Raw genomic sequence first — 2,712 nt, forward strand, 5'->3', positions numbered from 1 at the left:
AAGCCACGCCCCGGACCTCTCCATGACCGCCAAGCCTCACCCTCTCTTCCTCGGCATCGACACCGGCGGCACCTACACCGATGCGGTGCTGTGGTCCGAGGAGGGCGGGCCCAAGGGAAAGGTTCTCGCCAAGGCGAAGTCGCTCACCACGCGCCATGATCTCGCCGTCGGCATATCCGGCGCGGTGGATGCGGTGCTGGAGAAATCACGGAGCGATCCTGCCTCGATAAAACTCGTCTCGATGTCGACCACGCTCGCCACCAACGCGCTGGTCGAGGGCCAGGGCGGGCGCGTGGCGCTGGTCATGATCGGCTTTTCCGAGGCCGACCTTGCCCGCGATGGCCTCAAGACCGCGCTCGGCACCGATCCGGTGGTGTTCTGCCCGGGCGGCCATGACGTGCATGGCAATGCGGCGAAGCTCGACCTTTCCGGCCTCGAGGCGGCGCTCCCCGAGCTCGGCGGCTCGGTGTCGGGCTTCGCCGTCTGCGCCTATTTCGCCACCCGCAACCCGGCGCATGAGCTTGCCGCGCGCGACCTGATCCGCGAGAAGACCGGCCTGCCGGTCACAGCAAGCCATGAATTGTCGGCCAAGCTCGGCGGCCCGCGCCGCGCGCTCACCACGCTGCTCAACGCCAGGCTGATCTCGATGATCGACCGGCTGGTCGCGGCGACAGAAGGGTTCCTCGCCAAGCGCGGCATTTCGGCGCCGCTGATGGTGGTGCGCGGCGACGGCGCGCTGGTGTCGGCGGCCTTCGCCCGCCAGCGGCCGATCGAGACGATCCTGTCCGGCCCCGCCGCCAGCCTGGTCGGCGCCCGCCACATGACCGGGCTGGACGACGCCATGGTGTCGGATATCGGCGGCACCACCACCGACGTCGCCGTGCTCGATGGCGGCCGGCCGCGGCTCGATCCGGAAGGCGCCACCGTGGGCGGCTTCCGCACCATGGTCGAAGCGGTCGCGATGCGCACCTTCGGCCTCGGCGGCGACTCGGAAGTGACGCTGGAAGACGGCGCGCTCGACCCGAAGATCCTGCTCGGGCCGCGCCGCCTGGTGCCGCTGGCGCTGTCCGGCATGGTGCATGGCGAGGCGGTGACGTCGGAACTGGAGCGGCAGCTGCGCGCGCCGAACCCCGGCCGCATGGACGGGCGCTTCGCCTTGCGCACCGGCGTGCCGGACCGGCTCGCCGCCGGCCTCACCGGACCGGAAGCGAAGCTCTACGAGGCGATCGGCGCCACCCCGCTGGCGCTGGACAGGCTGCTGTCGTCCAACGCGCAGAACGCCACGCTGAACCGGCTGGTCGCGCGGGGCCTGGTGCATATCTCGGGCTTCACGCCGTCCGATGCCGCCCATGTGCTGGGCAAGCAGTCGAACTGGGATGCCGCCACCGCGCGCCTCGGCGCCGAGCTGTTTTCCCGCCGGCGCGACGGCCGCGGCCAGACGATCGCGGCAACGCCGGAGGAGATTTCGCAGCGCGTGCTGACGACGGTGACCCGCTGGTCGGCCGAATATATCCTGGAAACCGCCTTCGCCGAGGACGGGCTGGACGGCGCGGCCACCGTCGCGCATGCGCTGGTGCAGCGCGCGGTCGACGCGCATCCCGGCATCGCCCGCTTCACCGTCGCGCTCGACCGCCCGGTCATCGGGCTGGGCGCCTCGGCGCCGCTGCATTATGCCGGCCTGCCGCCGCTCGTCGGCAATGGCTGCATCGTGCCGGAAGACACCGACGTCGCCAACGCGCTCGGCGCCGTGGTCGGCCAGGTGCGCGTCTCGGCCGAGGCCCGCGTCAGCCAGCCGAAGGAAGGCCTGTTCCGCCTCGCCTCGGGCCAGACGGTGCGCGACTTCACCGAGGAGGAAAAGGCGATCGAAGCGGCCGAAGCCGATGTGCGGCAGATCGCGGCCGAACGCGCGAAAGATGCCGGCACCGACAGCGCCGAGATCGACGTCGCCACCGAGTTCAAGGTCTCGACCATCGAGGGCCAGCGCATGTTCATCGAGGCGCATGTGGTGGCCGTGGCGTCGGGACGGCCAAGGATCGCGGTGTGAGGGAGAGCGTGATTCCCCCCCTTGTGGGGGAGATGGCCGGCAGGCCAGAGGGGGGCGCTGTCCCGCCAGCGTCTCCGTTCTTCCGCACTCCGAAAGCCAGTCTGGGTGACATTTGCACGGGCAGAAAGCGACAAGGTTGGCGTTCCTTCGCGCCCCCCTCTGCCCTGCCGGGCATCTCCCCCACGAGGGGGGAGATCAGCAGCTTCGCCGCCCCGCCAAAATCCCCTACACCCTAAGCCGAATTGACCCCGCAACCCCAAACATGCCAAAGGCCCCGGCAAAGCTATATCTGGAGACGTGCAGATGACCGACCGCATCGAGATCGCCGGGTTGCGGGTTGCCCGGGAGCTCCATGACTTCGTGGCCGAAGAAGCCACGCCCGGCACCGGCATCGACCCGGAAAAATTCTGGGAAGGCTTTTCGGCGATCGTCCACGACCTCGCGCCGAAGAACCGCGCGCTGCTGGCCAAGCGCGACGCCATGCAGGAAAAGCTCGACGGCTGGTATCGCGAGAACGGCGCGCCGATCGACATGGAGGCTTACAAAGGCTTCCTGAAAGAGATCGGCTATCTGGTGCCGGAAGGGGCGGCCTTCAGCGTCTCGACGGTCAATGTCGATCCCGAGATCGCCGTCGTCGCCGGGCCGCAGCTCGTCGTGCCGGTGATGAA

At 69.4% G+C, this 2,712-nt stretch carries 1 protein-coding gene and 1 pseudogene; both read left to right on the top strand.

Annotated features, from left to right (window positions below):
* The first annotated feature begins 22 nt into the window (after positions 1–22).
* Positions 23–2,044, top strand: coding sequence for a hydantoinase/oxoprolinase family protein (locus tag EOD07_RS29740; protein WP_127237871.1), 2,022 nt, complete (start codon positions 23–25; stop codon positions 2,042–2,044).
* Between the two features lie 303 nt (positions 2,045–2,347).
* A pseudogene (locus tag EOD07_RS29745) lies at positions 2,348–2,712 on the top strand (malate synthase G); the annotation flags it as partial.

Source organism: Mesorhizobium sp. M2C.T.Ca.TU.002.02.1.1, assembly GCF_003997225.1.

Bases quoted from the DNA above. Each gene is read 5' to 3' on its own strand.
- EOD07_RS29740 (WP_127237871.1), top strand. From the start codon at position 23: ATGACCGCCAAGCCTCACCCTCTCTTCCTCGGCATCGACACCGGCGGC.